The sequence below is a fragment of the Microbacterium oleivorans genome (assembly GCF_023715745.1).
Taxonomy (GTDB): domain Bacteria; phylum Actinomycetota; class Actinomycetes; order Actinomycetales; family Microbacteriaceae; genus Microbacterium; species Microbacterium oleivorans_D.
On the sequence record NZ_JAMBOV010000006.1, the window covers coordinates 59,865 to 84,185 of the forward strand.

The 24,321-nt window shown below is 70.9% G+C and carries 22 protein-coding genes; 15 read left to right on the plus strand and 7 right to left on the minus strand.

What is annotated here, in order from left to right:
• The first annotated feature begins 5 nt into the window (after positions 1-5).
• The 8 genes from M3190_RS13905 (at position 6) to M3190_RS13940 (ending at position 9,398) form a co-directional block, all read left to right on the plus strand.
• Positions 6-1,229: a hypothetical protein gene (locus M3190_RS13905; RefSeq protein WP_251582937.1), complete on the plus strand. Its 1,224-nt coding sequence runs from the start codon at positions 6-8 to the stop codon at positions 1,227-1,229.
• Complete coding sequence (locus tag M3190_RS13910; protein WP_251582939.1) at positions 1,226-1,897, plus strand: hypothetical protein; 672 nt, start codon at positions 1,226-1,228, stop codon at positions 1,895-1,897. Before M3190_RS13905 ends, M3190_RS13910 begins: the two co-directional genes overlap by 4 nt.
• Entirely contained in the window at positions 1,894-2,706 is an 813-nt protein-coding gene (locus M3190_RS13915; RefSeq protein ID WP_251582941.1) for a hypothetical protein, read from the plus strand. Before M3190_RS13910 ends, M3190_RS13915 begins: the two co-directional genes overlap by 4 nt.
• Entirely contained in the window at positions 2,703-3,362 is a 660-nt protein-coding gene (locus M3190_RS13920; protein ID WP_251582943.1) for a hypothetical protein, read from the plus strand. Before M3190_RS13915 ends, M3190_RS13920 begins: the two co-directional genes overlap by 4 nt.
• Positions 3,363-3,458: 96 nt before the next feature.
• Complete coding sequence (locus M3190_RS13925; RefSeq protein ID WP_251582952.1) at positions 3,459-4,967, plus strand: AlkA N-terminal domain-containing protein; 1,509 nt, start codon at positions 3,459-3,461, stop codon at positions 4,965-4,967.
• Positions 4,964-5,455 (plus strand): methylated-DNA--[protein]-cysteine S-methyltransferase, encoded by a 492-nt coding sequence (locus M3190_RS13930; RefSeq protein WP_251582954.1) that lies wholly within the window; start codon positions 4,964-4,966, stop codon positions 5,453-5,455. Before M3190_RS13925 ends, M3190_RS13930 begins: the two co-directional genes overlap by 4 nt.
• 314 nt (positions 5,456-5,769) lie before the next feature.
• Positions 5,770-7,590, plus strand: a complete 1,821-nt coding sequence (locus M3190_RS13935) for an ABC transporter ATP-binding protein (RefSeq protein ID WP_251582956.1) — start codon at positions 5,770-5,772, stop codon at positions 7,588-7,590.
• On the plus strand, positions 7,587-9,398 hold the full coding sequence (locus tag M3190_RS13940; RefSeq protein ID WP_251582958.1) for an ABC transporter ATP-binding protein: 1,812 nt from the start codon (positions 7,587-7,589) through the stop codon (positions 9,396-9,398). Before M3190_RS13935 ends, M3190_RS13940 begins: the two co-directional genes overlap by 4 nt.
• 127 nt (positions 9,399-9,525) lie before the next feature.
• Here M3190_RS13940 and M3190_RS13945 read toward each other — a convergent pair whose 3' ends face one another.
• On the minus strand, positions 9,526-10,431 hold the full coding sequence (locus M3190_RS13945; RefSeq protein ID WP_251582960.1) for a BadF/BadG/BcrA/BcrD ATPase family protein: 906 nt from the start codon (positions 10,429-10,431) through the stop codon (positions 9,526-9,528).
• Positions 10,428-11,405, minus strand: a complete 978-nt coding sequence (locus M3190_RS13950; protein WP_251582962.1) for an acetylxylan esterase — start codon at positions 11,403-11,405, stop codon at positions 10,428-10,430. The genes M3190_RS13945 and M3190_RS13950 overlap by 4 nt, the downstream gene beginning before the upstream one ends.
• Positions 11,406-11,542: 137 nt before the next feature.
• Between M3190_RS13950 and M3190_RS13955 the strand changes: the two genes are divergently transcribed.
• Positions 11,543-13,759 (plus strand): NADP-dependent isocitrate dehydrogenase, encoded by a 2,217-nt coding sequence (locus M3190_RS13955; RefSeq protein WP_251582964.1) that lies wholly within the window; start codon positions 11,543-11,545, stop codon positions 13,757-13,759.
• Between the two features lie 63 nt (positions 13,760-13,822).
• On the opposite strand, the gene M3190_RS13960 is transcribed toward M3190_RS13955, so the two are convergent.
• From M3190_RS13960 to M3190_RS13970, 3 genes are all read right to left on the minus strand, one after another.
• Entirely contained in the window at positions 13,823-14,275 is a 453-nt protein-coding gene (locus M3190_RS13960) for a GNAT family N-acetyltransferase (RefSeq protein ID WP_251582966.1), read from the minus strand.
• A gap of 67 nt (positions 14,276-14,342) precedes the next feature.
• A complete protein-coding gene (locus M3190_RS13965) occupies positions 14,343-15,767 on the minus strand; it encodes a L,D-transpeptidase family protein (RefSeq protein WP_251582968.1) in 1,425 nt (474 codons plus the stop codon).
• A gap of 110 nt (positions 15,768-15,877) precedes the next feature.
• Positions 15,878-16,309, minus strand: a complete 432-nt coding sequence (locus tag M3190_RS13970; protein ID WP_251582969.1) for a hypothetical protein — start codon at positions 16,307-16,309, stop codon at positions 15,878-15,880.
• A 116-nt stretch (positions 16,310-16,425) separates the two neighbouring features.
• Between M3190_RS13970 and M3190_RS13975 the strand changes: the two genes are divergently transcribed.
• Positions 16,426-17,049 (plus strand): hypothetical protein, encoded by a 624-nt coding sequence (locus tag M3190_RS13975; protein ID WP_251582971.1) that lies wholly within the window; start codon positions 16,426-16,428, stop codon positions 17,047-17,049.
• Here M3190_RS13975 and M3190_RS13980 read toward each other — a convergent pair.
• Together M3190_RS13980 and M3190_RS13985 are read right to left on the minus strand one after the other, a co-directional pair.
• Entirely contained in the window at positions 17,040-18,407 is a 1,368-nt protein-coding gene (locus M3190_RS13980) for an FAD-binding oxidoreductase (protein ID WP_251582980.1), read from the minus strand. The genes M3190_RS13975 and M3190_RS13980 overlap by 10 nt on opposite strands.
• Positions 18,404-18,802, minus strand: coding sequence for a YrdB family protein (locus tag M3190_RS13985; protein ID WP_251582982.1), 399 nt, complete (start codon positions 18,800-18,802; stop codon positions 18,404-18,406). Before M3190_RS13985 ends, M3190_RS13980 begins: the two co-directional genes overlap by 4 nt.
• A 105-nt stretch (positions 18,803-18,907) precedes the next feature.
• On the opposite strand from M3190_RS13985, the gene M3190_RS13990 reads away from it, so the two are divergent.
• From M3190_RS13990 to M3190_RS14010, 5 genes are all read left to right on the plus strand, one after another.
• Positions 18,908-20,044 carry an ROK family transcriptional regulator gene (locus M3190_RS13990; protein WP_251582984.1) on the plus strand — a complete coding sequence of 379 codons (1,137 nt, stop codon included), beginning with the start codon at positions 18,908-18,910 and terminating at the stop codon, positions 20,042-20,044.
• Positions 20,045-20,112: 68 nt separating this feature from the next.
• Positions 20,113-21,375, plus strand: a complete 1,263-nt coding sequence (locus M3190_RS13995; protein WP_251582992.1) for a sugar ABC transporter substrate-binding protein — start codon at positions 20,113-20,115, stop codon at positions 21,373-21,375.
• Between the two features lie 55 nt (positions 21,376-21,430).
• Positions 21,431-22,402 (plus strand): carbohydrate ABC transporter permease, encoded by a 972-nt coding sequence (locus M3190_RS14000; RefSeq protein WP_251582994.1) that lies wholly within the window; start codon positions 21,431-21,433, stop codon positions 22,400-22,402.
• Entirely contained in the window at positions 22,399-23,361 is a 963-nt protein-coding gene (locus M3190_RS14005; RefSeq protein ID WP_251582996.1) for a carbohydrate ABC transporter permease, read from the plus strand. The genes M3190_RS14000 and M3190_RS14005 overlap by 4 nt, the downstream gene beginning before the upstream one ends.
• 1 nt (position 23,362) lies before the next feature.
• Positions 23,363-24,259: an ROK family protein gene (locus tag M3190_RS14010; RefSeq protein ID WP_251582998.1), complete on the plus strand. Its 897-nt coding sequence runs from the start codon at positions 23,363-23,365 to the stop codon at positions 24,257-24,259.
• Positions 24,260-24,321 lie beyond the last annotated feature (62 nt).

A 24,321-nucleotide genomic window follows, 5' to 3' on the forward strand; every position in this document is an offset into this window, starting at 1 on the left:
CGACAGTGGAACACTCACCGGCGGGCCGCTCGATCGAGAACCTCGAGGGCGACCCGGAGACCATCACGCGGCGCGGACGTCGCATCGAATCCATCGGCGGGCAGATGATCGCGAGCGCGAACGTCCTCGAGCAGCTGGTCGGCGAGGGTGATGACCAACGCGGTGAGGCGATCGAGAAGATCCGCGAGATCGTCGGCGACACGCACAGCGAGCTCCGCCGTGCCGGCAACATGTATCAGCCGACGGGACCCGTGCTCGTGCGTTACGGCTCCGCGGTCGCGGACGCCAAGCCCCGCATCCGCACCGCTGTCGACGCCTGCGAGGACGCCTGGGCGCGGTACTCCGCAGCACCCGGCCAGCGGTTCGAGCGGTTCATGCCGTCGCCCGTCGAGGAGGTCGCGGAGCAGCAGGCCGAGGATGACGAGCAGAAGCGTCAGCTGTACGACGAGTTCCTCCTGCAGGCCCGCACCTTCGATTCCGAGGTCGACACCTGGGAGGACGCGTTCGACGCTGCCGTCGACGGGATCGGCGACATCCTCGACGGCGCCATAAGGGACAGCTTCTGGGACAACGTCGACGGGGCCGTCGAGGTCGTCCTCCAGGTGCTCACGGTCGTCTCGATCATCGTCGCGATCGCCGGGATCATCATCGGTGGTCCGCTCTTCGCCCTCATCGGTGCCGTCATCGGGGTGGCGACGCTGCTGCTGACCGCGTACCAGGTGCTCCGCGGCGATGCGGGCATGGAGAAACTCGTCATCGCCATCATCGGCGTGATCCCGATCGGCAAGATCGGGCTCCTCTTCCGGGGCAGACCCGGCCTCCTCTCGTTCGGCGCGGAGATGGTCACCGCCTTCCGTCCCTCCTCCTGGTCGGCCGCCGCGGGTCAGCTCGGCAACATCGGGACCGTGTACCGCCTGGCCGGGGGAGGATGGCTCGGCATCCGCTCCGGTCTCGCCGGCGCGTTCCGGCTCCAGAACCCGACGGGCATCGGCGACATCATGACCCGCTTCATGTTCGGCAAGAACACCACCCAGCTCACCGAACTGGCCGAGTCGGTCGCCGGAGGGGCGAACGGGTGGTGCAACTCCACGGTCTTCGCCGCGGGATGGGAGATGGCGTACACCACCGTCCGCGGTGCGCGTCGAGCGGTCGACAACATCGCCGGCTGGACCGGCAACCCCGACCGCAGGATCAGTTCGCAGTACCCGTGGGTGGGAGCCTTCCTGTGACCGACACGTTGAGCCCCGTCGTCGGTGACGACGAGCGGATGCCGGAGGGCTGGGGTGCCGGTTCCTGGCGGATCACCGGTCACAGCGAGGTGCCCGGATGGCTTCTCATCCCGGCCGACCCCGGCAACCGCGACGAGTGGGTCGCCGGCCGCGCGGACGAGATCCGCGCGGCGTGGGGCGAGCACTGGGACGACCGGTGGCACGAGACCGTCCCGGCGCTGCTGAGCGCGGGGCTCGACGCACGGCCCGCGGAGGCCGCGCTCGCCTTCCAGATCTGGCCGGTCCCTGCGCCGCTTCTCGCTCAGGTCAGCGTGTTCTTCGGCGAACGGCCTGCCGTGCTGCCCGAGGAACTGGCGGCCGGCGACCGCTACGTCGCAGACGGTCTCGGTGCGGGCGTCGCGCTCGTGCGGACCGTGGACGACCCGGTGACGGGGGCGACCCTCGTCGGATGGGAGCTCTCCTTCTTCGGTGAGGAGACTCTCGTGGTCGTGCGGTTCGAGCCGACGGTCGCGGAGCTGTTCGGGATGCTGGTCGGCCAGTTCCACGCCTTCGTGCACACCCTCGAGTTCCTCGACCCGGAGGGGCTGCCGGTCGTGGCATCCGTTCCGGCCGACCTCCCGGCGGCCCGCACCGACGAGGACTGGGTCGAGGGGGCGAGTGCACCGTGACCTTCCTGCACGAGAACGCGCGTGAGTGGGCGACGGACCACTCCGCGGCGGCCGATGTGAGGTTCGGGCGCCTCGAGACGATGGCGTTCCAGCGGCATCCCGAGATCTACGGCGCCTTCGGCGCGGACGGCGCGGCGACGGCGTCACGGACGCAGCGACCGGCGCCGACAGCGGGAAGGCGGGCGCTGTTCTGGGTGACGGTGGTGCTCGCGATCATCGGGGCGCTGGCTCCGATCGCGGCGATCGCGGTCATCAGCGGCGACCGGTTCGACTTCTTCCGCATCGACGCCGAGACCTCGGTCCCCGTCGCATCCGTCTTCTACGGCATCACGGTGGTCGCGCAGATCGCGGTCCTGGTGTTCTGGGTCGTGCGCGGAGCGCGCTGGGACGGTGTGATCGCCGCCGTCGTCCTGATCGCCGTGATCTTCTCGGGCTTCGGATTGGTCGCGGTGCCCAACATCTCGGCGGTGGACGGCTTCACGCAGTGGCAGCCCTGGTACCCCGCCGTCGTCGTCGCGTTCGCCGTGTCGCTCATCGCCACCGTCGCGGTCTTCGTGCGCTTCCGGGTGCGCGACGAGCCCGTCGATGTCGCAGACGAGCCCGTCGAAGCCGCGGATCCGCGCGCCGTGCGCGCGGCCGTCGATCGTCTGCCGGCGACGGAGCGGGATGCGATCCGCGCCGACCGTGACGACGCCCTTGAGATCCTGCATTCGCGAGGATTGGTCGACGAGACCACGCTGGAGCGCGCGCTCGCCCAGGAGCTCGGCACGCTGTATCTGCTGGATGACACGACCGGAGGTGCCCGATGACCGGACAGGACGGACTGCAGGCGGGATCGGAGCGGGTGAGCCTGCGTTCGCTGCTCGGCGCGTCGGCCGACCCGGGCTTCACGCTCGCCCTCCCGACAGGGTGGGTGCGGCGGGAGGCGAACGAGGCGGAGCGAGAGGCGCTCGACGATCAGGTGAGGACGCGGCTGCGCGACGCGCACCGCCCGGACCTCTACGCGATCATCCAGCCCCTCCTCTCCGACGCCTTCGCCCGGATGGCCGACGCATCGGTCCTCGCGTTCTTCGCGCCCGCCGCAGGGGACGACGACGCGCTGGCGATTCCTGCGTCGCTGGTGGCCTCGGTACGCACGCCCATGAGTCCGGGGGACACACTCGACCCGCTCGTGCAGGCGCTCATCCGACAGGAGGGGGCGACGCCGCTGCTCGGGGACAAGCGCTTCCTCCGCCTCGAGCGCGAGACGCGTCAGGAGTTCCAGGACGCGCCCGTGCGGGTCACGCAGATCGTCTACCTCACGCCGATTCCCGGGACCGGGCGTCGTCGGGGCCTGCAGTTGACGGGTGCGGTCATCCGCCCCGACGACGCGCCCGCCGATGATCGTCCCAACGTGATGATGAAGACGCTGCTGGACCTGTGCGTCTCGTCGCTCACCTGGCAGCTGGAGCCGGCCGCGGTCTGAGCCCGTCCGACCCTGCGGGGAGGCGGCGCGGACGCGGCCCACCGCCGTGTCCGATTTCCGCGAGCCGGTGTCTGCGGAGCATGTCAGGCTGGGGTCATGACGATCGCGCCGATGACCTTCGACGAGCGCTACCGCGCCATCGACGCGAGGGACGTGCGCTTCGACGGGCAGTTCGTGACCGCGGTCCACTCGACCGGGATCTACTGCCGGCCGAGCTGCCCCGCCCGCACGCCGAAGGCCGCGAACGTCAGCTTCTTCCCGACGAGTGCTGCCGCGCACGAGGCCGGCTTCCGGGCGTGCAAGCGCTGCCTCCCCGAGGCGACGCCCGGCTCGCCGCAGTGGAACCTCCGCGGCGACGCCGCGGGGCGCGCCATGCGGCTGATCGCCGACGGTGTCGTCGACCGCGAGGGCGTGCCGGGTCTCGCGCGGCGCCTCGGCTACTCGGAACGGCACCTCACACGCCTCCTCGCGAGCGAGCTGGGTGCCGGACCTCTCGCCCTCGCGCGAGCCCATCGCGCACACACCGCCCGGACCCTGCTCGTGGACACCGACCTGCCGATGGCCGATGTCGCATTCGCGGCGGGCTTCGGCAGCATCCGCCAGTTCAACGACACGATGACGGAGGTCTTCGCCCTGTCGCCGTCCGAGTTGCGCGCACGCCGACGGAGCGCGTCGTCGACCGCGGGCGGACGCATCGACCTCGTCCTGCCCGTGCGCGAGCCGTTCGACGCCGTGGGCCTTTTCGGGTGGATGCGCGCGCACGCGATCCCGGGTGTCGAGGTCGGTGAGGCGGAGGCGTTCTCGCGCACCATCCGGCTCGACGGCGGACCGGCCTGGTTCGAGGTGCGACAGGACGGCGCGGGACGGATGCGGCTGCGCGCCGAGCTCGCCTCGCTCCGCGATCTCGCCCCTCTGATCTCCCGCGTCCGCCGATTGTTCGACCTCGACGCGGACCCGGTCGCGGTCGACTCCGCTCTGGCCGAGCACGCCGAGCTGCGTCCGCTGGTCGCGCGCGTCCCCGGGGTCCGGCTGCCGGCCGCGATCGACGCCGACGAGATGCTCATCCGCGCGATGATCGGACAGCAGATCAGCGTGGCGTCGGCACGCACCATGATGGGACGCCTCGCGGCCGCCCTCGGCGAGTCCATCGAGACGCCGCGGGGACCGGCGCTGCTGTTCCCGACCCCCGAGGTCGTCGCCGAACGCGGCGTCGAAGTCCTCCGGGGGCCGGGGGCGCGGATCCGTGCGATCGTCCACGCCGCGGGAGCCCTCGCGGACGGGGCGCTCCGGTTGGGACCGGGGGACGACACCCTCGAGCAGCGCGCCGCCCTGCTCGCCCTCCCCGGGGTGGGGCCATGGACCGCGGACTACGTCCGGATGCGGGTGCTCGGCGACCCGGACGTGCTGCTCCCCGGCGACGTCGCCGCGCGCGCGGGAGCAGCGGCCGCCGGCGTCCCCTCGGACGCGGCCGGGCTCACGGCGTGGGCGACGCGGACGGCGCCCTGGCGCAGCTACCTCATGGCTCACCTCTGGTACGCCGCCCCGGTCACGCAGGCCTGGCGTGCCGCAGACATCGACCCCTCATCCCGGAAGGCCGCGTCATGACCGCGATCCTGCAGACCCTCGACACCCCCGACGGGCCGTTCACGATCCTCGAGGAGGACGGACGTGTCCTCGCTTCGGGATGGACGGACGACCCGGAGCGCATCCTCGGTCGTCTCCGCTCGGACCGGGTGCCGCCGGATGTGGCATCCGGGCGCGCATCGTCGGCGGAGCATGTCACGGCCTACTACGAGGGCGACCTGCATGCCATCGACGCCGTCCCCGTCGCGCAGTACGGCACGGCGATGCAGTCGTCGGGGTGGGAAGCTCTGCGCCGCATCCCCGCCGGTCGTCCGCTGACCTACAGCGAGTTCGCGGTGCACCTCGGATCGCCGAGCGCAGTCCGAGCCGCGGCATCCATCTGCGCGCGCAACGCGGCGGCGCTGTTCGTGCCGTGCCACCGCGTCCTGCGCACCGGGGGAGCGCTCGGCGGATTCGCGTGGGGACTGGACGTGAAGAGGAGCCTGCTGCAGCGCGAGGCGGCGGAATGATCGATCGATCCGAGTAAGCGCTTGCTTACAGCGAATTGACAGGGATATCCTGGAGGGCTCCCGCACGCCGCGGGGGCCCTGTCCGGCCCCATCAAGGAGGAAGCCATGTCCACGGAGATCGTCTACACGAAGTCCGCCGCCTTCCTCGTCGCCGGACGCCCTGTCCGTCGGGGATGACGACCGAGGTCTGACCTCGCGCGGAAGCTTCCCGCGCCCCTCATCGTTCTCCCTCGACGGGTCACCGCGCCCCTGATCGTCCGCGCCCCTGTGCGCTCCTCGCCGCTTCGGCATCCGCTCCTCACCTGTGCAGGATCATGACCTCCTCGACGCATCCCCGCTTGTCCACCGCCCGCTCCCTCGCCCGCCTGATCCCCTTCGCGAAGCCCGTGCTGCCGCGTCTGGGACTCGGTGCCCTCAGCGCGCTCATCGCGAGCCTGCTGGGTCTGACCATCCCGCTCGTCCTCGAACAGATCGTCGGCACGAACGGCCCCATCGCCTCCGGTGACCCGTGGCTCATCGCCCTCGGCGGCGGCGCCGTGCTGCTGCTCGGCCTGCTCGAGGCCCTCATGGTGTGGGCGCGTCGGTGGTTCGTCCTCTCACCCGCGACCGCCGTCGAGTACGAGCTGCGCACCGACTTCTACGCACGGTTGCAGCGACTGCCGGTCGCCTTCCACGACCGCTGGCAATCGGGCCAGCTGCTCAGCCGGATGATGCAGGACATCGGCCTCATCCGACGCTGGATGGCATTCGGTGTCGTCCTGCTCGTCGTGAACATGATCACGATCGTCGTCGGCTCGGTGATCCTGTTCAGCTGGCACTGGCTGCTGGGGACCATCTTCGTCGTGGTCTCCGCGCCGCTGTGGGTCGCCGGCTACGTCTTCGAGAACCGCTACGGCATCCTCTCCCGCCAGAGCCAGGACCAGGCGGGCGACCTGGCCACCGCCGTCGAGGAGTCGGTCCACGGCATCCGCGTCCTCAAGGCCTTCGGCCGTGGCAGTCACGCCCTGCGCAAGTTCACCCGGCAGGCCGAGACGCTCCGTCAGACCGAGATCAGCAAGGCGAAGGCGGTCGGCTGGATCTGGTTCTGGCTCGTGCTGCTGCCCGACATCGCCTTCGCGCTGTGCCTGGGCGCGGGCATCTACCTGGTCTCGACCGGGCAGATCGACACCGCCGCGCTCATCGCGTTCTTCGCGATGGCGACCATTCTGCGCTGGCCCGTCGAGTCGATCGGCTTCCTGTTCTCCTTCCTCGTCGATGCCCGCACCGCGACCGACCGCATCTTCGAGGTCTTCGACGAGCAGAACACGATCGTCGATCCGGAGAACCCGGCGACGATCAGCGAACCCCGAGGGGAGCTGGTCTTCGAGGGGGCGCGCTTCCGGTATCAGGATGCGGCGGCCACCGAGCGCGACCTGCTCGACGGCATCGACCTGTCGCTGCAGCCGGGGGAGACCATGGCGCTCGTTGGTCTGACCGGGTCGGGGAAGACGACACTCACGACGCTGCCGGGACGTCTGTACGACGTCACCGGCGGGCGCGTCCTGCTCGACGGCGTCGACGTGCGCGATCTGTCGCTCACGGAACTGCGCCGTCACGTCGGCATGGCCTTCGAGGATGCGACGCTGTTCTCGCAGACCGTGCGCGAGAACGTGCTGCTCGGCCGTGAGGACCTCGATCCGCGCAGCGCCGAGGGCGAGCGCGTCCTGCGCGAAGCCCTGCAGGTCGCGCAGGCGGCATTCGTCGACGACCTCCCCGACGGTGTCGACACCGTCATCGGCGAGGAGGGGCTCAGCCTCTCGGGTGGCCAGCGTCAGCGTCTCGCGCTCGCTCGCGCGGTCGCCGCGCGGCCCGCCGTGCTGGTGCTCGACGATCCGCTGTCGGCGCTCGACGTCGACACCGAGGCGCTCGTCGAGGACGCATTGCGTGTCGTCCTCGCCGAGACCACGGCGCTCGTCGTCGCTCACCGGCCCTCCACCGTCACGCTCGCCGACCGCGTCGCACTCCTCGAGGAGGGGCGCATCACCGCCGTCGGCACGCACTCCGAGCTCCTGCGCACCAGCGAGCACTACCGGCACGTCATCTCGAGTCTCGAGGACGAGCAGGAACGTCAGCACGAGAGGGAGGTGTCCCTGTGAGCACCGTCACGGGCACCAGCGGCGAAGACCGCTCCGATTACACCCGCGAGGAGAGTCGGCAGATCCGGCGCCGCTCGCTGCGACTGCTCGGGTCGCTGGTCACACCGCTGAAGATGCAGCTCGTCCTCGCGGGGATCGTGCTCGTGGTCTCGACGGTCCTGCGTGTCGCGGGCCCCGCGCTGGTCGGCTGGGGCATCGCCAACGCCCTGCCCGCCGTCCAGAAGGAAGCCGACTGGATGCCGACGATCGCCGTCGTGGCGGTCTTCCTCGTCTCGGCGGTCGGCGGTGCCGCGCTCATCGGCTGGTACGCCGTCGTGGTGGCCCGGCTGACGCAGGCCGTGATGCTCGACCTCCGCAAGCGCATCTTCCTGCACACGCAGAAGCTCAGCCTCGAGTTCCACGAGTCGTACACGTCGGGGCGCATCATCTCGCGGCAGACGAGCGACCTCGACACGATCCGCGAGCTCCTCGACGGCGGACTCAACGAGCTCGTCTCGGGCCTGCTCTACGGCGGTTTCACCCTCGTCGCACTGATCCTGCTCGACTGGCAGTCCGGCCTCCTGCTCGCGTTCATGGGCATCCCGCTGTTCTTCCTCATGCGGTGGTTCTACCTGCGCTCGCAGGTCGTCTACCGCGAGTCCCGCGTCGTGAGCGCGAAGGTGATCGTCAAATTCGTCGAGACCATGACCGGCATCCGTGCCGTCAAGGCGTTCCGCAAGGAGCCCGCCAACGACGGCGAGTTCGGTGGTCTCGCGAGCGACTACCGCGACATCAACATGCGCTCGATCCGCCTGTTCGGCACCTTCGAGCCCGCGATGATGGCGCTCGCGTCGTTCGCGCTGGCCGCGGTCGTCCTGTGGGGCGGTCTCCGCGTCGTCAGCGGCGCGCTGGAGCTCGGCTTCCTGCTGTCGGCCGTCCTGTACGTGCGCAACTTCTTCGCGCCCATGCAGGAGGTCGCGTTCTTCCTGAACTCCTACCAGTCGGCAACCGCCGCGCTGGAGAAGGTGTCGGGCGTGCTGGAAGAGGACCCGACGGTCCCCGACCCGACGAAGCCGGTCGACCTCCGTCAGGCGACGGGGCATCTGCGCTTCGAGGACGTGACGTTCGGATACTCCGAGTCCAAGACGATCCTGCCGCACTTCCAGCTCGACATCCCGGCGGGCCAGACGATCGCCCTCGTGGGCACCACCGGTGCCGGCAAATCCACGCTCGCCAAGCTCGTCGCGCGGTTCTACGACCCGACGAAGGGTGCCGTGACCCTCGACGGCGTCGATCTGCGGGAGCTGCACCCCAAGGATCTGCGTCGCGCGATCGTGATGGTGACGCAGGAGGCCTACCTGTTCAGCGGGACGGTCGCCGACAACATCGCCCTCGGCAAACCGGACGCGACGATGGACGAGATCCGCGCCGCGGCGCGCGCGGTCGGTGCGGACGGCTTCATCGAGAAGCTGCCTGACGGCTACGACACCGACGTGAACAAGCGTGGCGGGCGCGTCTCGGCCGGTCAGCGTCAGCTGATCTCGTTCGCGCGCGCCTTCCTGGCCGACCCGGCGGTGCTGATCCTCGACGAGGCGACGGCGTCGCTCGACATCCCGAGCGAGCGGCAGATCCAGGAGGCCCTCAGCACCCTGCTCGCCGATCGGACGGCGATCATCATCGCGCACCGTCTGTCGACGGTGGCGATCGCCGACCGGGTGCTCGTCATGGAGCACGGCCGCATCATCGAGGACGACACCCCCGATGCCCTCATCGCGGGCACGGGCAAGTTCGCCCAGCTACACCGCGCATGGCGGGAGTCGCTCGTCTGACCGCCGACGACGTGACGGATGCCGGGGCCTTCGGGTCCCGGCATCCGTCGTTCCGGCGCGAGCCGCCGCGGGACTCGATGAAAGCGTGGGGGTCCATCCGGACAGCGTGCCTGGCGGGCGCCGCGGGTCAGCGCGGTGAGGAGCGGTGCAGGGCGGGACTGAGCGGATGCGTCGCCGCCAGGTCGGCGAGGGCGAGAGCGCCGTCGATCCCGGCGCCGCGCGGAGGCACCAGGGTGAGAGCGCGGTCGTCGGCGAGTGCGACGGTGAACGCCTCGCGCAGCGTCGACGACGCGAACACGCCGCCGATCGCGCACACCGGCAGTACTCCGGCCTCGTCCCGCACGCGGTCCGCTCCGGTGCGGACGCTGTGCGCGAGTTCACGCGCCGCGCGTTCGGAGATGTCCCGTGCGACGGCGTCTCCGGCGTCGGCGGCTTCCGCCACGGCCCGGGCGAACGAGGCGACGATCCGCACGCGGTCGGGGTCGGCCTGCAGCAGCATGTAGGCCTGCGTCAGGTCCGGCCAGCGTCCCTGCACGACGTCGGTGAGCGTCGTCGCCGGACCGCGGCCGTCGACGGCGCGCATGACGGCGTCCAACGCCGCGCGACCGAGCCAGTAGCCGCTGCCGGCATCGCCCATGATCCAGCCCCACCCGTCGACACGCGCGGTGCGGGTCGGGCCCACGGCGAGCGTGACGACTCCCGTCCCCGCGGCGACGACCACCCCGGACCCCTCGCCGAGAGCCCCGAGGAACGACGTCGTGGAGTCGTGCGCGAGGATGACGGTGGACACACCGGTCCCGTCGAGCAGATCGAGCAGCGCGTCGGCGTCGGCGTTGTCGTCGGTCAGCCCCGACACTCCTGCCGCGACGACGTCGACGGCCTGGACGGCGACACTCGCGCGGACGACCTCGGCGAGTTGGGGGATGAGCGCCCTGCCGGTCTGAATGCCGGGGAACGTCAGATCAGCGGTGCCGTCGCCGGAGCGCACCTTGATGCCGCTCTGACCGGCATCGATCGCGAGGACGCGGCTCACCGGCCGCCGACCCGCGCCGCGAGGAACTCCGCCTGTCGCAGCCACTGATGAGCCTGCCCGCCCTCGTGCTCGTTGAAGGGGAACACCTCGATCTGCTTGTCGGTACCCGCCCAGGCGTTGAAGGCGGCGAAGACGGTCGACGGCGGGCAGATCGGGTCGAGCAGGGCGACGGAGAAGAGGGATGCCGCATCCGCCCGGGCCGCGAAGCTCACGCCGTCGAAGTACGACAGCGTCTCGAACACGCGCTCCTCGGCGCCGCGGTGCACGGCGAGGTACCGCGCGATCTCCTCGTAGGGGTCGCGTCCGGTCATGCCGACGGCGCGCTCGAAGTGGCAGAGGAACGGCACGTCGGGCATGGCGGCGACAAGGCCGTCGCTGAGGGCTGCGGCGGCGATCGCGATCCCGCCGCCCTGGCTGCCGCCGGTCACGGCGACCTGCGCGGCATCCACCTCGGGCAGCGACCGGACCGCGTCGACCGCGCGCACCGCGTCGGTGAACACACGCCGGTAGTAGTAGGTCTCGGGGTCGTCGATACCGCGCGTCATGAAGCCGGGGAAAGCGGGTCCCGATCCGTGCGGATCGGGGGTCGCACCGCCCGAGCCCCAGGCGCTGCCCTGGCCGCGGGTGTCCATGAAGAAGTGCGCGTACCCGGATGCCGCCCACCCGAGCCGCTCCACGGGAAGACCGCGACCGCCGCCGTATCCGTTGAACTCGACGACGGCGGGGAGGACGCCTTCACGGTGGGTCGGGAGCAGCAGCCAGCCTTTCACCGGGTCGCCGGCGAAGCCGGGGAAGGTGATGTCGAACGCCTCGATGCCGCGCAGGGGCGTCGACACGGGCGTGACGACGGGTGCGCCGCCTGCGTCGCGGGCGCCTGCGACGGTCGTCGACCAGAAGTCGTCGAAGTCGGCAGGGACGCGGACCTCCGGGCGGTAGTCGCGAAGGTCGGGCAGGGCGAGATCGAAGCGCGGCACGCGCTCACCCTAGCGGTCCTCGGCCCGACGCCGCAGGGTGGTGGTCAGCCCCGCAGAGATATCTCGACATCGAGAGAAACGGAGGTGGTGCGATACGCTGAGACCGATCCGCGACGCCCTTTTCTTGGAGACGACACGTGCCCGATTCCACCATCATCTACACCTACACCGACGAGGCGCCGGCGCTGGCGACGGCGTCCTTCCTGCCGATCGTCGAAGCGTTCGCCGGCAAGGCGGGCGTCGGCATCGAGACGCGCGACATCTCGCTCGCTGGCCGCATCCTGGCGGCCTTCCCGCAGAACCTGACGCCCGAGCAGCAGGTGGGCGACGCGCTGGCCGAGCTCGGCGGTCTCGCGACCCTCCCCGAGGCGAACATCATCAAGCTGCCGAACATCTCAGCATCCATTCCGCAGCTCAAGGCGGCCATCGCCGAGCTCCAGGCCGCGGGCTGCGACATCCCGGACTATCCGGACGAGCCGAAGGACGTCGCCGAGAAGGACGTCCGCGCCCGCTACGACCGCATCAAGGGGTCCGCGGTGAACCCGGTCCTCCGTGAGGGCAACAGCGACCGCCGTGCGCCGCTGTCGGTCAAGAACTACGCGCGCAAGCACCCGCACCGCAACAAGGCGTTCGCGGACGGCTCGAAGACCCGCGTCGCCACGCTCGGTCACGACGACTTCAAATCCAACGAGACCTCGACGGTCATCGAGAACGACGACGTCCTGACCATCCGCTTCACGGGCGAGGACGGCACCGTGACCGAGCTGAAGTCGGGCCTGAAGGTCCTGCCCGGCGAGGTCGTCGACGCGACGTTCCTCTCGGCGAAGGCCCTCGACGCCTTCCTCGCCGACACGATCGCGCAGGCTGCGGCCGACGACGTGCTCTACTCCGTGCACCTGAAGGCCACGATGATGAAGGTCAGCGACCCGATCATCTTCGGCCACGTCGTGCGCGCGTTCTTCGCGGACGTCTTCTCGCGCTTCGGCGACCAGCTCGCCGCGGCCGGTCTCACCCCCAACGACGGCCTCGGCGCGATCCTCGCCGGTCTCGGCGGCGTCGAGGGCGGCGACGAGATCCGCTCCGCGTTCGAGGCGGCCATCGCGAACGGCCCGCGCCTGTCGTACGTCAACTCCGACAAGGGCATCACGAACCTGCACGTCCCCTCCGACGTGATCGTGGACGCCTCGATGCCGGCTCTCATCCGCAACGGCGGCAAGCTGTGGGGTGCCGACGGCGGCGAGGACGACACGATCGCCGTCATCCCCGACTCGTCCTACGCGGGGGTCTACCAGGCCACGATCGACGACGTCATCGCCCACGGCCCGCTCGACCCCGCCACGATCGGCTCGGTGCCGAACGTCGGCCTCATGGCGCAGGCCGCCGAGGAGTACGGCTCGCACGACAAGACGTTCGAGATCGCCGCGGCCGGCACGGTCGAGGTCGTGAACTCGGCGGGGGAGACCCTCCTCTCGCACGACGTGCAGCCGGGCGACATCTGGCGTGCCACGCAGACCAAGGACATCGCGATCCGCGACTGGGTGAAGCTCGCCGTCACGCGCGCCCGTGCGACGGGTGTGCCGGCCGTCTTCTGGCTCGACGAGAACCGCGCCCACGACGCGAACCTCATCGCGAAGGTGAAGACCTACCTCGCCGACCACGACACGGACGGCCTCACGATCGAGATCCTCGCCCCGGCCGACGCGACGCGCTACTCGCTCGAGCGCATCCGCCGCGGCGAGGACACCATCTCGGTCACCGGCAACGTGCTGCGCGACTATCTCACGGACCTGTTCCCGATCCTCGAGGTCGGCACGAGCGCCAAGATGCTCTCGATCGTCCCGCTGCTCGCCGGTGGCGGACTGTTCGAGACCGGCGCGGGCGGTTCGGCCCCCAAGCACGTGCAGCAGCTCGTCGCGGAGAACTACCTCCGCTGGGACTCGCTGGGCGAGTTCTTCGCTCTCGCCGCCTCGTTCGAGCACCTCGCCGACTACACCGGCAACCCCCACGCCAAGGTCTTGGCCGACACGCTGGATGCAGCGACCGGGACCTTCCTCGAGGAGGACAAGTCGCCCGGTCGTGCCCTCGGCACGATCGACAACCGCGGCAGCCACTTCTACCTCGCCACCTACTGGGCGCAGGAACTGGCCGGCCAGAGCGTCGACCCGGAGCTGGCGGCCGCGTTCGCACCCGTCGCCGAGGCGCTGCGTGCGAACGAGGAGGCCATCGTCGCCGAGCTGGTCGCCGTGCAGGGTTCGCCCGCCGAGATCGGTGGCTACTACCGCCCCGACCCCGCTCTGGTCGAGAAGGTCATGCGCCCGTCGGCGACGCTGAACGGCATCATCGACGGACTCTGATCCGCGCAGACGGATGCCCCGGCCGCATGAGCGGGCCGGGGCATCCGTGCGTTCGGGGGAGCGTCAGACCCGGATCTGTGCGACGACCTCGCCGTACTCGGTCTCGTCGACGGGAGTGAATCCGACGCGGCGGAAGAATGCGTCCGGGCCGCCCTCGCCGGCCTCGTAGATGACGTTGACGTGGTCGAACCCTCGCGCGCGTGCCTCGGTCGTGAGCTGTTCGACGGCGTAGCGTCCGACACCGCGACCCTGATCGTCGGCATCCACGTTGATCCGCCACAGCACCGAGCGGAAGTGCTCATGCGGGGCGTCGGCGTCGAAGCCGGCGCTGACGAAGCCGACCACCTCGTCACCGTCGAGGATCACCCGCTGCCACGAGGTGGCAGGGTCGACGACGGTCGCGGCGATCGCATAGCTCTCGGGGGCGATGAAGCGTTCTTGGCCCGGCTTGAGCGAGAGGGTGTTCACGGCGACGATCGTCGACGCCGACAGTTCTTCCACGCGGAGGTCAGCCATGAGCACAGGCTAACGGTGATCCGTGCCCGTCGCACTTGGACGACGGATGCCGAGCGTCAGATGACGTTCAGGAGTGGATCCAGACGTCGCCGCCGTTCGGCATCCAGTCGTACAGCTGCTTGGCGAGGGCGGGCGGCATGTTCACGCAGCCGGCGCTCATCTGGTTGCCGAAGTTGTTGTGCCAGTAGGCGCCGTGGAAGGCTTGGTTGCCGTTGAAGTACATCACCCACGGGACGTCGGGCTGCGTGTACTTCGTCCCGGTGTCGCGCGAGGTTCCGGTCATGTCCTGCAGCGGCGTGCGCCACCCGATGGAGTACCGACCGGTGAAGGTCACAGCGCCGTCGCGACCGCTCGAGATGAGCCAGGTGTCGACGACCTTGCCGTTCTCCTTGAGATACAGCCGCTGCTCGCTGAGGTCGACCTCCGCCAGGCGCACCGTGCTGACCGTCTCGCGCGGTGTCACGTCGACCGGGAGGGCGTACGACGCGTCGCCCGTGGCGAGCTGATCGGCGAAGTCGCGCGCGACACCGGAGGTGTCGCCGAGGACGCGGCCGTCCTGCCCCTCGACGATCGTCTTCAGGACCTCGCCGGCCTCGCTCGTCAGGACCTCGGCCGTCGCCGGATCCTGGTTGACGACCTCCGGCAGCTTGTCGACGGCGAGCTGGATCGCTGCCGCGTCCGCGGTCATCGTGAAGGCACCGGAGGCGTCCGGCTGGACGGTCATCCAGGACGCCAGCTCGGATGCGGGGATCGGGACGGCGCGGTCGTCACCGGCGTAGAAACCGGCCTCGGCGATCATCCCGTTCAGGCTCTCGACTGCCGCCTCCGCGGCAGCGGTCGTGACGGTGGCCGGCACCGCTTCCGGCGTCGCCGGCACGGTCACCGTCGATTCGCCGGCGACGAGGGCCGACGCGAGGGCGGAGCTGACGGCGTCGAGCGAGATGCCCGAGCCGTCGACGGCCGGGGTGCTCACGTAGGCGCCGTCCTGGAACGTCACGGTCGCGGGGGTCGGGTCGACGTACGCCTCGGGCAGGGCGGCGCGCAGCGTCGTCGCGGCGCGCTCGGTGTTCAGACCGACCGTCGGTTCGCCGTATTCGGCGAACCAGGAGGTCACGTTCCACAGGGGGCTGCCCGCGAAGGCTTCGTCAGCCAGAGCGGATGCGTCGACGGAGGCGCCCAGGTCAGCGGCGGACACCGTGGGCCCGCCCTCGCCGAGACTGACCTGGATGGAGGAGAGGCGCGAGGAGATCGAATCCGCGGCCATGCCGGTGGTCTGGCCTCCGACGGGCACACCGGCGGCGGTCGTCCCCGGCGCGATCAGGATGAGCGAGCACACCGTCGTGGCCGTCACGACCGCCGCGACGGGCAGCCCGATCTTCAGCCAGAGGCGGCGGGGACGTGGTGCCGGCTCGGCCGGTGCCCAGCGGATGTCGAGGTGCTCGCCCGAAGCGGGCGCGTCGCCGGCGTCCTGGCGTGTGATGATCTCCGACATCGGTCTCCCCCGAGCTGCGGCCCGGCGTTCCGGACGCCACGGGGATGCGGGGTCTCGTCGTCAGGCGAATGTCGCTCAGGAAATGGTACGTGACGAGGGCGTATCGCCGGTCATCCGCTGCACAGATCGTGATACTCGGCGACGCCCGTCCGGATGCGGTCGGTGGCGTCGGTTAGACCCGTGGCGCCCGAGATGTCTCCCTCTGCGGCCGCCGCCGTCGCGTCGGCGAGGACGTCGAAACCAGCCCTCAGGTCGGCGGCGACCGCCTCGACGCGGGCGTTGTCGAGCGTGGCGGCGACCTCCTCGAGGTGGTCCCGCACGTCAGCGGTCGCTGCCGCGGTGATGGACGGATCAGCGGCATCCGCCTCCGCGAAGGCCGCCATCGCCGCGTCGACCGCATCGGCGAGGACCGCGCACGCGGCGGTCACAGTCTGCCCGTCGGCGACCTCATCGGGCTGCGCGGAACACGCGACGCCGAGCGCGGCGATGACCCCGGCGAGGCCCAGGGACACGGTCACGCGGAGACGGCGGGATGCGGGCACGGCGGACCTCCTCGGGGCTCGGTACCGTTCGAGACTGCCACGCTCGTCCTGAGGAACGTTGGAGAGGGTCTGTCCGCCGGATGACACCACCGGGGCCCCACCCGTATGGTGTGGCCATGCAGCGCACAACGGTGTGGTCGTGGCTCATCGGCGGTCTCCTCCTCGTGACCCACAGCGTCCTCGCGGTCCTGGCGGCGCTCGCCGTGAGCGCAGGGGACCCGGTGTCGGTGCTGATCGAGCTCCTGGCCGCCCTCCTGGTGGCGGCGACCTGCGCGGTCTACGCGTTCGGGCTGCGGCCGGAGGAGAGCGTCGTGGCACGTCGGCCCGCCGGTGTGGCGGTCCTCCTGGTCCTGGCCGCCTTCGTGGTCGCGCACGCCGTGTGGTGGGCCGGTCCCACCGGTTACGCGGCCGGTGCCGGCGCCGGGCCCACTGCGGCGCTCGGCGACGTCGTGAGCTTCGTCCTGGCGATCGGGGGCGCCGTCGCGATCCAGCGGGTCGGCGTCATCCCTCGGCCGTGGAGCCGGATCCCCCTCGCCGCGCTCGTGCTCGGACTCCTGCTCGCGGTGATGTTCGCCGTCGTCCCGGTCGTCGCGCCCGGTTCGGGCGGTCCGGTCGGAGTCCTGCCCGCGACCATTCCCGGCGTCGTGGGGATCGTCTCCATGGTGCTCGCGGTGACGACGCGACCGGCGTCGCCCCGGATCACGACGGCGCCGGCGGGGGCCGCCGTCCGTCAGGGCTGAGCCGCGAACACCTTCCCCGGGTTGAGGATGCCGGCCGGGTCGAACACGCCCTTGATACCGCGCTGCAGCGACCACTGATCGGGGCCGAGCTCGTCGGCCAGCCAGCGGCTCTTGAGCACACCGATGCCGTGCTCGCCGGTGAGCGTTCCGCCGAGGGCGATCGCCGCCCGGAAGAGCGCATCGGCGGCGCGCCACACGCGGTCGGGGACCTCGTCGCCGTCGAAGATGAAATTGGGGTGCAGGTTGCCGTCGCCGGCATGGCAGACGGTGGGGATCGTCAGCCCGAACTCCGCCTCGATGCGCGCGATCTCGTCGAACATCGCAGGAAGAGCGCTGCGAGGGACCGAGACATCCTCGATGAGCGCGGTGCCCAGGCTCTCCATCGCCGGATGCATCGCCCGCCGCACCGCCCACAGCTGCGCGGCCTCGGCGTCGTCGGCGGCCAGCCGCACGGACCCGCCCGCCGCCGTCAGGATCTCGGCGACATCGGCCTGCTCCGCGGCGGCGGCGACTCCATCGGTCTGCACGGTGAGCTGGGTCGCGCCCGGTGTGGGGCTCGGCAGTCCGAGCAGTGCGTGCGCGGCCGCCAGGCTCACGGCATCCATGAGCTCCATGATCGACGGCTGCACCCCCGCGGCGGTGACCGCGGCAGCCCCGGCGGCGGCTGCGCGAACGTCGGCGAACTGCGCCGTGAGCGTCCGCGTCGACCCCGGCACCAGGCGCCGGAGCTTGAGGGTCGCGCCGACCACGACGCCGAGCGTCCCCTCCGAGCCGATCATGAGGGCGGTCAGGTCGTAGCCGGTCACGCCCTTGACGCTGCGGTGGCCGGTGCTGATCAGTCGTCCGTCGGCGAGGACGACGTCGAGGGCGAGCACGGCGTCCCGGACGACGCCGTACTTCGCGCACAGGAGACCGCCCGCACCGGTGGCGATGTTGCCGCCGACGGTGGAGATCTCCCGGCTGGCGGGGTCGGGCGCCCACCACAGTCCATGCGGGGCGAGCGCGCGGCCGAGGTCCGCGTTGAGGATGCCGGGCTCGACGACCGCGAGCAGGTCGTCGGGGCGCACCTCGAGGATCCGGTCCATGCCGCGCACCGAGAGCGAGATCTCACCCGTGCCGGTGTTCGCCCCGCCGGCGAGGCCGGTGCCGGCGCCGCGGGTGACGACGGGGGTGCCGGTGGCGGACGCGATCCGCATGGTGGTCTGCACATCCGCGACGGATGCCGCCTGCACGAGGGCGAGCGGTCGCCCCGCAGCGCGGTGTCCCGATTTGTCGGCACGGACCGCTTCGAGGGCGGCCGCGTCCGTGTCGACGCGCTCGCCGAGCGCATCGCGGAGCTGAGCGACGACGTCGCTCACGACAGGCGTCGGCGACCCGCCAGCACGCCGACCACGACGGCGACGACCGCGAAGCCGAGGCCGATCCACGTCTGTCCGGCGCTCCACCAGGCGATCGTCGCGGAGAGGTAGATGAGCAGTTCCACGAGTCCGCGCACGAAGGGGTGGACCCGGACGACCGCGCGAGGCGACGCGAACAGGCCCCAGACCACGAGTGTGGCGAGGGGCGTCGCGATGCCGAGGATGACGTTCCACGGAGCGTCCCACGCCGTGAATCCCCAGATCGCGAGCGTCACGACGGCGAACATCGCGCAGAGGAAGCTGAGCAGGTCGAGCGCCGACAGCCGCACCGGGGCGGTCTCGGCGGTGGCGGGCTCCGCGGGTCGTTCGGGACGGACGTGGGGGAGCTCGGACATGCCTCGATCCTACGCGGGACGGGAAGTGTAACGAGTTTGTTAAGAGTGCTCGCAAACGCAGAGGAACGCTTGTGCCGCTCGTATTCGTAAGGTCTACTAACAAACATGTCGACCCCGACGAGACCCGCTCCCGCGACCCGCAGCCGCCGCACCGCGGGCAAGATCCTCCCCGAGCACGCCCGTGCTCACAACCGGGCGCTCGTGCTGCAGTCCCTGTTCTCGCAGGGGGCCATGAGTCGTGCTGATCTCGCCCGCGAGACAGGGCTCACCCGTGTCACCATCTCCGACCTCGTCGGCGGTCTCATCGACGACGGCTACGTGGTGGAGCAGGGGGTGCGCGAAGCCTCTGGACCCGGCAAGCCCGCGATCCTCGTCGACATCGACCGCGGCGGTCACCGCATCGCCGGACTCGACCTCTCGGGGAGCGAGAGCTTCGTCGGCGCCGTCCTCACCCTTGACGGTGAGATCGTCGCGCGCCACAGCGTCGCCGTGCCCACCGATCGTCGCTACGTCTTCGACGCGATCGCGGAGCTCGCGCGAGCCGTCATCGCCGACGCGCACGCGCCGGTCCTCGGCCTCGGCGTCGGAACCCCCGGGGTCGTGGACGATCGGGGCGTCGTCCTCGCGGCGCCCGGATTCGGGTGGACCGAGGTCGATCTGGCCGGGCGTCTCGAGGCCGAGCTCGACCTCCCCGTGCTCGTCGCGAACGACGCGAACGCGGCCGTCCTCGCTGAGCACACCTTCGGGGGCGCCGGCGATGACGTCATCCTCATCCGTGTCGGTCGAGGTGTCGGTGCGGGACTGCTCACCGGCGGCGAGCCCCTCGCCGGCGCTCGCTTCGCCGCGGGTGAGATCGGCCACGTCACCGTCGGGACCGACGGTGGTCCCGCCTGCGCCTGCGGGAAGATCGGATGCCTCGAAGCGTGGCTCGCCGTCCCCGCCCTGACCGAGCGCCTCGCCGCCGCCGACGACCCGCAGGGCGTGCTCCGCGACGCCGGCGAGCGTCTCGGCATCGCCCTCGCGCCCATCGTCGGCGCCCTCGACCTGTCGGAGATCACCCTCTCCGGCCCCGCCGACCTGCTCGGTGGCACCCTCGCCGAGGCTGCCGCCGAGACGGTACGCACCCGGACCCTCGCCACGTTCCACGACGGGCTCCAGGTGCGCATGTCGGCCCACAGCGAGGACATCGTCCTCCGCGGTGCGGCCGTCATGGTCCTGTCCGGCCGCCTCGGCGTGTCCTGACCCCGCACCACCCGCCCTCCGCGGCGACCCGCCCGGGCCGCCGCATCCCACACAGTGAAGGAACCGCTATGAAGAAGACCCTCGGGGCACTGTCGCTCCTCGGCGCGTCAGCCCTCGTCCTGTCCGGCTGCGCCGGATCCGCCACACCTGCCGCCGGCAGCGCCGAGACCGGTGACCTGACCGTCTGGCTCGTCGGCACCGACACGCCCCAGGACGCCCGCGACTACCTCAAGAAGACCTTCGAGGAGCAGAACGACGGGTGGACCCTCACGATCGAGGAGAAGACCTGGGCCGACACCGCCGAGGGGTATGTCGCGGCCCTGTCGTCCAACGACGCGCCCGACATCGTCGAGGTCGGCAACACGCAGGCGCCCGGCTTCATCTCGCAGGGCCTGTTCGCCGACCTCTCCGGCATCCAGGACGACCTCGGCGGCGACGACATGCTGCAGAGCTTCGTCGACCTCGGCTCGGAGGACGGCACGCTCTACGCGGCGCCCTACTACGCCGGGTCGCGCGTCGTGTTCTACTCGCCGTCGACCTACTCGGGCGAGGTCCCCGCCACCCTCGAGGACTACGTCAAGGACGGTGTCGCGGCCACCACCGCCACGAAGTCCGGCATCTACGCGCCGGGCAAGGACTGGTACAACGCACTGCCCTATGTCTGGGCGAACGGTGGCGAGATCGCCACGCTCGAGGGCGACAAGTGGGTCGGCGGCTTCTCCAGCGAGGGCGGCGTTGCCGGTCTGACGATGCTGCAGGACGTCTACGAGAACGCGACGATCGCTCCCGCCGACGCCGACGAGGCCGACCCTCAGGTCCCCTTCTGCGCCGACGAGGTCGGGTTCCTCTCCGCTCCGGCGTGGGTGAAGTGGTCGATTCTCGCACCGGCAGACGCCGAAGCACCCGGATGCCCGGACGGTGCCGGCAAGGACCTCGCCGCCTTCGCGCTGCCCGGCATGACCGCTGGTGAGGTCGCGCCCGTGTTCGCCGGTGGGTCGAACGTGGCGATCGCCGCGAAGTCGGACGCGCAGGAGAAGGCGCAGGCGGCGCTCGAGATCATCCTCTCCGAGGGCTACCAGAAGATCCTCGCCGAGAACGGGCTCATCCCGGCGCGCACAGCGTTCGCGCAGTACCTGCCCGACGATGAGATCACCGCCGAGGCGGCGAAGGCCGCAGCATCCTCCAAGGCGGTTCCGGCCAGCCCGAAGTGGGCCGAGGTCGAGTCCGCCGGCATCATCAAGGACGCGCTCGTGAAGATCGCCCAGGGTGGCGACGTCACGCAGATCGCGACCGAGCTCGACGGCCAGATCGAGTCGATCCTCAACTCCTGACCCTCAGGCGCAGGGGGCGGCGACGCCCCCTGCGCCCCGTCTTCGGAGGATGCCGATGACCGACACCCTGACACGGCCCGCACCCGCGCGGGCCCCTCGCGACCGTCTCGCCGTCGCCGCGCGCGATCGGGCGCGTCGCCGGAAGGACGGTGCGGCGGCGCTGACGCTGCTCGGCCCCTCCCTCGTGATCCTCGCCGTGATGGTCGGCTATCCGGCCGTCCTCATGGTCGTCCAGTCGTTCACCGACTACTCGATCCGCAACAAGGTGCAGGGCACTCTGCCGGACGTGGTCGGGTTCGCGAACTACCTCGAGGTGTTCACGGCCTCGGACTTCCCGGCCGTCCTCGTGCGCAGCCTCGGGCTCATGCTCGTGATGACGGTGCTCATCGTGGGCTTGGGTGCGCTCGTCGCCGTCCTGATGACCCGTCTGACCCGGGGGTGGCGGCTCCTCGTCTCGATCGGGCTACTCCTGGCCTGGGCGATGCCGCCCCTGGCGGCGACCACGGTCTGGGGGTGGATCTTCGACGCCCAGTACGGACTCGTGAATTGGCTGTTCAACACCGTCACCGGCTCCTCGGACTTCACGAACCATTCGTGGCTGCTCGATCCGTGGTCGTTCTTCGTCGTGCTGACGATCATCGTCGTCTGGCAGGGCGTGCCCTTCGCCGCCTTCACGCTCTACGCCGCGCTCGGACAGGTGCCCGGCGAGGTGCTCGAAGCGGCCTCGCTCGACGGGGCGACCGGTTTCCAGCGGTTCCGTCTGGTCGTCTACCCGTACCTCCGCAACGTCGTCACCGTCGTCGTCGTCCTCCAGGTCATCTGGAACCTGCGCATCTTCACTCAGGTCTACACGCTGCAGCAGCGCGGCGGTCTCGTGTCCGAGACGAACGTCCTCGGCACCTACATCTTCCGGCAGGGGGTGGGGGAGTTCGGCGTCACGAGCGCGATCGGCGTGCTGACCGTCATCCTCCTGCTCGCCCTGTCCTGGGGCTACGTCCGCACGACCCTCAAGGAGGAGGAGCTGTGAGCACGCAGATCACGCCTGCCGCTCAGCTGGCGACCGTCGGCGTCGACGAGGTCGCCGGGCCCGTCGGTCACGCGAAGACGCCCGTCCCGGGATCGCTCGCCGTCCGTCGTCGGCGGCGCTCGCCGCTCGGGCGTCTGCTCCTGAACCTGGCCGCGCTGGTCGTGTTCGTCTGCTCGGTCTTCCCGGTCTACTGGATGCTGAACATGTCGTTCACGAGCGGCGAGTCGATCATCAGCCGCACCCCGAGCTTCCTTCCGCTGGACTTCACGCTCCGCAATTACGAGACGGCGTGGAACCGTCCGGCGGCGCCGGGGCAGACCGACTTCGTCCACGGACTGCTCAGTTCGGCGGGGGTGACCGTCGGGGTGCTCATCGTCACGCTGCTCGTCGCGTTCCTCGCCTCGATCGCGGTCGCGCGCATCCGCTTCCGGGGTCGGCGATCGTTCATCGTCGCGGTCCTCATCGTGCAGATGATCCCCGGCGAGGCGATGATGTTCACGATCTACGGGATGATCGACGACTGGCGACTCATGAACACCCTCGTCGGTCTCGGCATCGTCTACGTCGCGGCCGTCGTCCCCTTCACGATCTGGACCCTCCGCGGATTCGTCGCCGGCGTGCCGGTCGACCTCGAGGAAGCGGCCATGATCGACGGCTGCACGCGCTCGCAGGCGTTCTGGAAGGTGACCTTCCCTCTGCTGGCGCCCGGACTCGTCGCCACCGGCGTCTTCGCCTTCATCCAGTCGTGGAACGAGTTCACGATGGCGCTCCTCCTGCTGCGCGGACAGAACCTGACCCTGCCGCCGTGGCTGCTGTCGTTCCAGTCCGCGACCGAGGCGACGAACTGGGGTGCGGTGATGGCGGCATCCACCCTCATCTCGATCCCGGTCGTGGTCTTCTTCCTCATCGTTCAGGGCCGGATGTCGGGCGGGCTCGTCTCCGGCGCCGTGAAGGGCTGACGTGCGCATCGGAGTGGATGTCGGTGGCACGAAGACCCTCGCCGTCGCCGTGGACGACACCGGCCGCGTCGTCGCCGAGGAGCGACGGCCGACGGGCTGGGGCGGCCGCGCGGTCGTCGACGGGATCGTCGCGGTCGTCGCAGCGGTCTCGCACGGCGTCCGACCGGACGCGCTCGGCGTCGGCCTGCCGGGACAGGTCTCAGCCGGAGGAGTCGTCCGCCACGCCCTCAACCTCGGTATCGACACCCTGGATCTCGCGGAGGCGGTGAGCGCCGGGGTCGGGGTCCGTCCCCTCGTCGAGAACGACGTGCGCGCGGGCGCCGTGGGCGCGGCATCCCTCCTTCCGGGAGCGGGGTCGATCGCCTACCTGAACCTCGGTACCGGCATCGCCGCCGGCATCGTCCGGGACGGGATGCCGTGGCGCGGCGCCCGCGGTGCCGCCGGAGAGATCGGTCACATCAGCGTGGACCCCGCCGGCGCCGCCTGCACCTGCGGGCAGCGCGGATGCATCGAGGCGCTCGCGGGCGGCGCGGCGGTCGCCGCCCGATGGGCGAGACCCGCCGCCCTGCCTGTGGCCGACGTGTTCGACGCCGCGCACGCGGGCGACCCGCTCGCCGCCGCCCTGCGCGCGGACGTCGTGCGCGGCGTCGCCGCGGCCGCCCACCTGCTCGTGCTGACCGCCGACGTGGACCTCGTCGTGCTGGGCGGCGGGGTGTCGCACCTCGGCGAGCGGCTGCGTGAGCCGGTGCGTGCGGCCCTGGCGGCAGCGGCGTCCGAGTCGGCCTTCCTCGGCTCGCTGGAGCTGGCCGATCGCGTGGTGCCGACGCCCCGGGGAGCGCCGGTCGGCGCGCTGGGTGCGGCTCTGCTGGCGGGTGCGACTGCGGTGACCGGGGTCTGAGACGGGCCGGGCGTTCCGGATTCGGTCTCGGCAGGCCCCTCACCGGTCGCCTGATCCGGGAC